Genomic DNA, 7405 nt, shown 5'->3' with positions numbered 1-7405 from the left:
TTGGACTTATTTTATCAAAAATGCTCCCGAACTGGAGGAAATACCGGAAAAATTTGCATCAGTACCCGAAATGCAAACAGCTTTTAATATCGCCAACAGGTCAAGTTTAAACCTTGAGGAATTACAAGCATTAGAAAAACGGGAAATGTTTTTTGAAGACCAACGCGGTGCTGTTATCAAAGGGATGCAAGAAGGTCGCCAAGAAGGCCGTCAAGAAGGTCTAATTGAGGGACAAATAGCATTAATTTTGCGTCAAATCACGCGACGTACTGGTGAAATACCAGCAACAATCCAAACTCGCATCCAGCAGTTATCTTCCCAACAATTAGATGATTTAGGAGAAATTTTGCTAGATTTTACCAGTCAACAGGATTTGATAACTTGGTTGGAATCGATGTCAGCATAAAAGTATGACCCACCCTACAAGTCTAGAGTAGGGTGGGGATCCATCTATAATCTACAAGTTTGTTGAATATCTGGTAGCGACGCACCCTACCAATTATCACCACATAGCTAATCTAACAAGTCTGGTTCTCGGCGCACAATCATGTCATAAAGTGGTTGAAAGCTAAACCATCCCATGCGGTGAGAGCCTACTTGCTGCTGTGTCAAACGAGCACATTCTGGCTTGATGAGAATGGGTTTTCCGGCTGCTTCGGCCATTAACTGCGCCTGACAAGAACGTTCCATTGCAATAAACCACCAAGCTGCTTCATCTACTGTTTCACCTACTGTTAACAGTCCGTGATTTTGTAAAATAATTGCTTTTTTATCTCCTAAAGTTTTGGCGATGCGTTTAGCTTCTTCGATTTCCAAAACAACTCCGGTGTAATCGTCAAATAAAGCGTGATCCTCATAAAAAGAACAAGCATCTTGAGTCAGCGGGTCAAGCAACTTGCCCAAACTCGACCAACTTTTGCCGTAGGGTGAATGGGCGTGGGCTGCTGCGATTACGTCGGGCCGGGCTGCGTGAACTTGCGAATGAATGGCAAATGCTGCTTCGTTTACGGGTTTATTTCCTTCAACAACTTCGCCTTTGTGGTTGACTAAAATTAGGTCGCTGACTCCAATTAAACTAAAGTGCATTCCAAAGGAATTTACCCAGAAATAATCTAGGTGTTCGGGGTCGCGGACGGTGATGTGTCCGGCAATTCCTTCGCTGAATCCGAAACGACCAAATAATCTGAGTGCGGCGGCTAAACGCTGTTTGCGGTGGCGGCGTTCTTCTTCAATTGAGTTGAATGTGGGCGGTTGAAAAGTGACTTTTGGAACTTTTACTGCAATCATATATTTGGGAATTGGGAATTGGGAATTGGGAATTGGGAATTGGGCATTGGTTGTTATTTGTTATTTGTTATTTGAGCCGCGTTTCCTCAGACTTTTGACTGACATCCGTTACCTCCGCTACAGAATCCGTTGCCGAACTTCCTTCGCTCAAGCGCAAACCTACTATGTTTTTGCAGTCGAAAGTGGCGTTATTGCCGGGGCGCCGTTCGATTAATTCGATGATTTGTCCGGCGGGGTTTTGCAGAAACCACTGGGTTAATGAACCGTAGTTTAAAGGTTGATCTGACAGGGGCTTGAAGTTTTTATTTTGCCATATTGTAGCAGCATTCTGCACGTTTTCCACTCGAATCGCGACGTGGTGAACTGCTGCTAATCCTCTTTCTTGCTGGAAGCGGTTTTTTTGGTCGCCGGCTGCGTGGGGCGCATCCAATACTACTAAGCCTCCGGCTGGCATTAATAATGTCATTAAATGCAGCCATAAATCGGAGGGAATGTTAATGTTTTCCGAACAAAAGTTGATTGGGAATAAGTCGGGGCCTTCAACTGTTTTGGCGCCGAAGGGGCGAAAAGATTCGGCGTAGTTTTCGAGTTGAGTGCGACTGGGAAATGTGATGACAAAGTGGTCGATCGCAACTTTTTCGTCGTACAGGTGTGTTTCAAACGTCCAGGTTGTTAAAAATTCGGGAGTGATAAATTTGGGGTTGAATTCCAGTAAGCCGTTGTTTTCGAGGAAAGGTGAGTCAAGGTGGCGATCGAACTTTAGGGTTTGTAGATTCAAGTTTTTCATGTCTCTCACCCGATGTTAAGTACGCAAAACTGCGAATTTTGTCTGCATTCTGAAGTTGACGCACAGTTGATGCGCCTTGATTCAAAAATAACACAAAATTTAATACTGGCAAGCCGATCGCAAGTCCCAAACCTCGATCGACCAATCTCAAAGCCTAAAATAGTATCATTTGCCGATCGCGATTCCAGCCAACCACGCCGTAGTCCACGCACTTTGGAAGTTGAAACCGCCCGTCACGCCGTCGATATCCAAGATTTCGCCAGCAAAGAATAGTCCGGGACAGCGGCGACTTTCCATTGTCTTGAAATCCACTTCCTTGAGGTTGACACCGCCGCAGGTGACGAATTCTTCCTTAAATGCGCCTTTTCCTGCGATTTGATATTCGCCTTGGACGAGTTCGAGGAGGAGTTTATCGATCGCCTTATTGGATAAGTCAGCCCAGCGTTTTTGTTCGTCAATGCCGATCGAACTTGTCAAACGTTCCCAGAGGCGGCGCGGCATCGGAAACGGACAGCTAGAGACGATTAATCGGTGCGACAACTGCGATTTGACTCCCAGCAGTTGCTGCCGCAAAACCTCTGCATTGTACTGGGGAAGCCAATTAATCAGCACAGATGTTCGATAATGGCGATCGTGCAAAAATCTCGCACCCCAAGCCGAAAGTTTGAGTACAGCAGGGCCACTGACACCCCAGTGAGTGATTAACAAAGGCCCGCTTTGTTCTAATTTTGCTCCCGGCAATTTCACCTTAGCATTCGGAACCGAAACTCCGGCTAAATCTTTGATTCTGTTATCAGCAATATTAAAAGTAAATAGAGAAGGGACTGGCACTTCTACAGTATTACCTAACTCTTTTGCCCATTTGAAACCCGACGGATTGCTACCTGTAGCGAGTAAAATGCGATCGCACTTAAAACTCTCCCCCGACTTCAACTCAACTTCAAATGTAGAGGCAATATCCCCGTGACCGTCTTCTGCGCCATTCCCCATTAACTTCTTTACATAAACGACTGCATCGCCCGTGCGAATTCTCACGCCTGCATCCTCAGCAGCGCGGATCAAACAGTTAACAATTGTCGCCGAATCGTCTGTAATCGGAAACATTCGCCCATCTTCTTCTGTTTTCAATTTCACGCCGTGACTGGCAAACCAATCAACCGTATCGCGGGGTTGAAATCGAGTAAAAGCACCGCGCAGAGCTTTTCCACCTCTGGGGTAATTCTGCACTAAAACACCGGGGTCAAAACAAGCATGAGTGACATTGCAGCGTCCGCCGCCAGAAATGCGAACTTTTGCCAGGACTTGGCGGCCTGCTTCTAGTAAAGTGACGCGGGCTTGCGGGTAGGTTTTAGCGCAGGTAATTGCACTAAAAAAACCCGCAGCGCCACCGCCTATGACTGTAATTTTTAACATTCGATCGGACAATTTTTTTCTCGCTTATTCTTCTGGTTCAAAATCGGATTTTGTCACCCCGCAAGTGGGACAAACCCAATCGTCTGGGATATCTTCAAAGGCTGTACCGGGCGCTATGTCTCCGTCGGGGTCGCCTACTTCTGGATCGTAGACATAATTGCAAGTTGTACAAACGTATTTTTGCATTTGCTTCGCTCAATTTTATATTGTTAGCTAGTAAATTGTACATTACAGATCAACTTTGTGCAATACCAGAAAAATTAAATCTTTCACAAGTTACAATTCACAATTATCAAATAGACCTCCGGCAAAAATAAATAGGATGCTGCTCAGAGCATCGTCCCACATTTTTTTGGGTGCAGCGGCTTGTGCAAGCAAATATGTTTGTAGGGGCGAAGCATGACCTCGGTAAATATGGGATTATAACTAATAATTTATATGCGGTCATGCGAGAGTCCTCTTCAAAAACCAGATGCACCCCATAGATTCTGCTTCCAAGCACTCCCACTCAGCATTTTCTGCTGCTATATCCGTGTCGATTTGGTCTTTATTCGCAAAATAGTAGGCTAATGCCCCATGAATTTGTGCTAAAGTCAAGTGCGGTATTTCATCAATGATTTGTTGTGGAGTCATCCCGGCATTAAAATCAATAGCAATGTTTTCTACTGTAATTCTAGTTCCTGCAATTCGCGGGTGGCCGCCGCAAGTTCCCGGCGTGCACATAATTAGCGTTCCAATATCAACGGCAGTTGTCATATTTACCTCGATTGAGTTAAGTTTAATTTATTGTAATGCAGCTTCATTTCTACCCGATCGCACTTTCGCAACATTAACCAATGCCCTTAGCACCTTTGTTTCCTGTCGTTCATCCCATTCTCAAATCGGCTTTTCCCAAATGTCTGTGGACGGGAGATATCAACAGCCGAGAAATTGCCCTAACATTTGACGACGGGCCGCACCGGCTGCACACACCTCAATTGCTAAAAGTTTTAGATAAATACGACATCAAAGCGAGTTTTTTCTGGCTGGGTTTTTGCGTGGACAGGCATCCAGAAACGGCTAAAGAAGTATACGATCGCGGACACTGGATCGGCCTCCACGGCTACCAGCACGTATCGTTTGCCAAACTCAAAACTCACGAACTCAAACTAAGTTTAGCAGACACGCAAAAAGCAATTAGCAAAGCTTGCGATTTAGACCCAAAATTAATCCGCGACGTGCGGCCGCCAAACGGCATTTTTACGCCGCGAACATTAGAGTTATTGCAACAGTGGGAATATCGCCCGGTAATGTGGAGTGTTGTCCCGGAAGATTGGGTGCGGCCGGGGGTGATGAAAGTTACGAGTCGCGTCGTGCAGCAAACAGAAAATGGTTCAATAATTGTACTGCACGACGGTTATTGCGGCGGCGAAGATGTGGCGACTTCTGCTGATAAAATTATTCCATTGCTGTTGTATAAAGGTTACAAGTTTGTAACAATCGATCGCCTTTGGCAACAAATTTCTACCTGATGGCGTCAGTGCGATCGCTCCTGGAAACTCAAAAATCTGGTTTTAAACGGATATTAAGGGTTTCAGCAAGTATTGCGATCGAAAAACCCGGTTTATGTTCAAAAGTTCAATTTAGGAAAGAGGACGCGAAGATGGCACTAAAAGCAGACACTTTTTATAACCCGTCGCGCTTGGTAGGAGACGACACATCGAAAAATGTTACGCTTTTCGTGGGACAACTTGTTAATTTTTCTGGGGGAGGCTGGTTGTTGGGCGGAGAGGATACTGTAACGGGTTCCTCAGATGCAGAATTGATTCTAGGGAATGCTGGTGACGATCACATTTTTGGCAATGATGGCAACGATTCACTTTATGGCGGCAAAGGCGAGGATTTGCTGGTAGGAGAAAATGGCAACGACTTACTCAAAGGCGAAGTAGGCAACGATTCTCTCATCGGTTTGACAGGCGACGACATTTTGCGGGGAGGAAAAGGTAATGATGCACTGTTTGGCGGCTTCGGCAACGATACTCTCAACGGCGATATTGGTGTAGATACTCTCACCGGAGACGAAGGCAATGACGTATTTGTACTCACAAATAAACTCGGCGGTTCTACAGTTGCTCTAGCAGATACTATTACTGATTTTGACAAGGGCGAGGATAAAATTGCCTTAGCAGAAGGGCTTCAGTTTGAAAATCTCAGAATTTTGCCCGACTCTCAAAATCCAAACGATACTGTAATTCAGCAAAATACAGGGGAGTTTTTGGCAGTTTTAAAAGATGTTAGCAGCAGCACTTTAGCTCGATCGGACTTTATTGTTCCCGGCACGTTAGCCTTTAGCACCAATGATTTCATCACCAATGAAAGCAGTGTTTCCAAAACTGTCACCGTGACTCGCACAGACGGCAGTGACGCTGCTGTCAGCGCTACAGTAACGCTGGATTATCCCAATCCATTTGTTGGGGCCAGCCTGCGGCCATCAAACTTAAATGCTGCCTTTTTTCCAGTCAAGTTAGGTACAGTCAATTTTGCCGCTGGAGACACTACACCTAAAACTGTTAATATTCCTTTAGTCGATGATGAAATTCGTCATTATCCTCGATCGGCTTTGCTGACATTGACCGAACCTACGGGCATCACCAATATTAGCACGCAGAATACAGCTACATTAAAAGTTCTAGACGATAGTAACCCACCCTCTCCGATTGAAACCTTCACTTTCGTCAATGCGATCGCAGCCGACGGCGATCGACTGCTCTTCGGAGGCATCGCCCCTTTTGTAAAATCTGCAGGATCTGCTAGCTTGTTGGATACCAATACGGGGAAATACGTGCAGTCTTTTTTTCCGCCGGGGCCGGGATATCCTGTTGTTGTATTTGGCACTCAAGTCGCTCTAGCTAACAACAAAGCCCTGATTGCATCTGACTACAACCAATCATATCTGTTTGATACGAATACAGGTGGCTTACTCCAAAGCTTCAGCACTGACAATACCAAACTTTCTAACTTGGACGCTGCTAGAAAAGTCGCCTTTGTTGGTAACAACGTTCTGATTTCTCCCCCTCCAGACTTACCTTTCAGTTATCAAGAAGTGGCTCCTGCATACGTGTTTGACTCCAATACAGGCGCGCTACTCCAAAGTTTTTTCAGTCCCATCCCGAGAAATCTTTTTCCGATCGAATATGCAAGTGCTGTCGGAAACAAAGTTGCGATCGCAGGCTTAACAGACAAACCGTCCATTAATGCAGCAGTTTATCTGTTCGATAGCATCACCGGTCAACTTCTCCAGACTTTACCAAGCCCAGATCCTGGAGACGGCAGCTTTACTTTCGGCAAGGCGATCGCAGCAGTTGGTAATGATGTTCTCATCGGAGCGCCATTTGCCGATAGCGGTAGGGGTGCAGCGTACCTGTTTGACGGCAATACAGGCTCATTGATCCGAAAATTTTCCAACCCAAACCAACCCGATTTCAACTTATACACAAACGATGGTTTCGGAGGTAGTTTGGCAGTTACAGACAGTGAGATTCTGATTGGAGCCAGCTCTTACGAGTCTCAAGGCGCTGTATATCGCTTTAACAGTACAACAGGGAACTTGATAGAGACTTATTTGGGTACAGTTCCACCAGGAGCAACTTTATCCTTTCCGCCTACAACAGTTCTAAGAGTTAGTTCCTTTGGGGATAACATCGCGATCGCAGGTGACAAAGTTGCTATCACCTATATTATTCCACGCTTCCGTGTATCAGGCGCTACTGCTGCTTTGTTTTAGCAGAGATAGTCAGAAACGAGGGTTTTTTACAATAGGAATTACGCATTCCCACCAAAGAAACCGGGTTTTTCACCTAATTTGAGGGCTACAGCCAAAGATTTTCGTAAAAAAAGCCGGTTTCTTTAATATGAGTGCATAAGTGCTGTAGGTTTTGG

General features: G+C 45.4%; 8 protein-coding genes. 3 read left to right on the top strand and 5 right to left on the bottom strand.

All coding sequences use genetic code 11. From position 1 onward, the window contains the following. On the top strand, window positions 1–406 hold a 406-nt coding region (locus JGK07_RS09900), incomplete at its 5' end, for a DUF4351 domain-containing protein (RefSeq protein ID WP_293181163.1). A gap of 107 nt (window positions 407–513) precedes the next feature. Here the strand turns inward: JGK07_RS09900 and JGK07_RS09895 are convergent. From JGK07_RS09895 to JGK07_RS09875, 5 genes are all read right to left on the bottom strand, one after another. Beyond that, the gene (locus JGK07_RS09895) at window positions 514–1287 is read right to left on the bottom strand and encodes a class II aldolase/adducin family protein (RefSeq protein ID WP_293181160.1); all 774 of its coding nucleotides are present in this window, start codon (window positions 1285–1287) and stop codon (window positions 514–516) included. Between the two features lie 67 nt (window positions 1288–1354). Next, window positions 1355–2074, bottom strand: coding sequence for a hypothetical protein (locus JGK07_RS09890; protein WP_293181157.1), 720 nt, complete (start codon window positions 2072–2074; stop codon window positions 1355–1357). Window positions 2075–2239: 165 nt separating this feature from the next. Beyond that, a complete protein-coding gene (locus JGK07_RS09885; protein WP_293181154.1) occupies window positions 2240–3487 on the bottom strand; it encodes an NAD(P)/FAD-dependent oxidoreductase in 1248 nt (415 codons plus the stop codon). Window positions 3488–3511: 24 nt separating this feature from the next. Then, a complete protein-coding gene (rd, locus tag JGK07_RS09880) occupies window positions 3512–3673 on the bottom strand; it encodes a rubredoxin (protein WP_293181151.1) in 162 nt (53 codons plus the stop codon). A gap of 258 nt (window positions 3674–3931) precedes the next feature. Beyond that, the gene (locus JGK07_RS09875) at window positions 3932–4243 is read right to left on the bottom strand and encodes a DUF433 domain-containing protein (RefSeq protein WP_293181148.1); all 312 of its coding nucleotides are present in this window, start codon (window positions 4241–4243) and stop codon (window positions 3932–3934) included. Window positions 4244–4323: 80 nt separating this feature from the next. Here JGK07_RS09875 and JGK07_RS09870 point away from each other — a divergent pair, with 80 nt between their 5' ends. Further along, complete coding sequence (locus JGK07_RS09870) at window positions 4324–4998, top strand: polysaccharide deacetylase family protein (protein ID WP_293212649.1); 675 nt, start codon at window positions 4324–4326, stop codon at window positions 4996–4998. A gap of 131 nt (window positions 4999–5129) precedes the next feature. Continuing rightward, the gene (locus tag JGK07_RS09865; RefSeq protein WP_293212647.1) at window positions 5130–7250 is read left to right on the top strand and encodes a hypothetical protein; all 2121 of its coding nucleotides are present in this window, start codon (window positions 5130–5132) and stop codon (window positions 7248–7250) included. Window positions 7251–7405 lie beyond the last annotated feature (155 nt).

The organism is Microcoleus sp. PH2017_24_DOB_U_A (assembly GCF_020738205.1).
Lineage (GTDB): Bacteria > Cyanobacteriota > Cyanobacteriia > Cyanobacteriales > Microcoleaceae > Microcoleus.
Note: the sequence above shows the minus strand (reverse complement) of the source record. Positions and strands in the feature narration are given on the sequence as shown.

Coding starts and splice junctions, on each gene's coding strand:
- JGK07_RS09895 (WP_293181160.1), bottom strand. CDS start 1,287: ATGATTGCAGTAAAAGTTCCAAAAGTCACTTTTCAACCGCCCACATTC.
- JGK07_RS09870 (WP_293212649.1), top strand. CDS start 4,324: ATGCCCTTAGCACCTTTGTTTCCTGTCGTTCATCCCATTCTCAAATCG.
- JGK07_RS09865 (WP_293212647.1), top strand. CDS start 5,130: ATGGCACTAAAAGCAGACACTTTTTATAACCCGTCGCGCTTGGTAGGA.
- rd (WP_293181151.1), bottom strand. CDS start 3,673: ATGCAAAAATACGTTTGTACAACTTGCAATTATGTCTACGATCCAGAA.
- JGK07_RS09875 (WP_293181148.1), bottom strand. CDS start 4,243: ATGACAACTGCCGTTGATATTGGAACGCTAATTATGTGCACGCCGGGA.
- JGK07_RS09890 (WP_293181157.1), bottom strand. CDS start 2,074: ATGAAAAACTTGAATCTACAAACCCTAAAGTTCGATCGCCACCTTGAC.
- JGK07_RS09885 (WP_293181154.1), bottom strand. CDS start 3,487: ATGTTAAAAATTACAGTCATAGGCGGTGGCGCTGCGGGTTTTTTTAGT.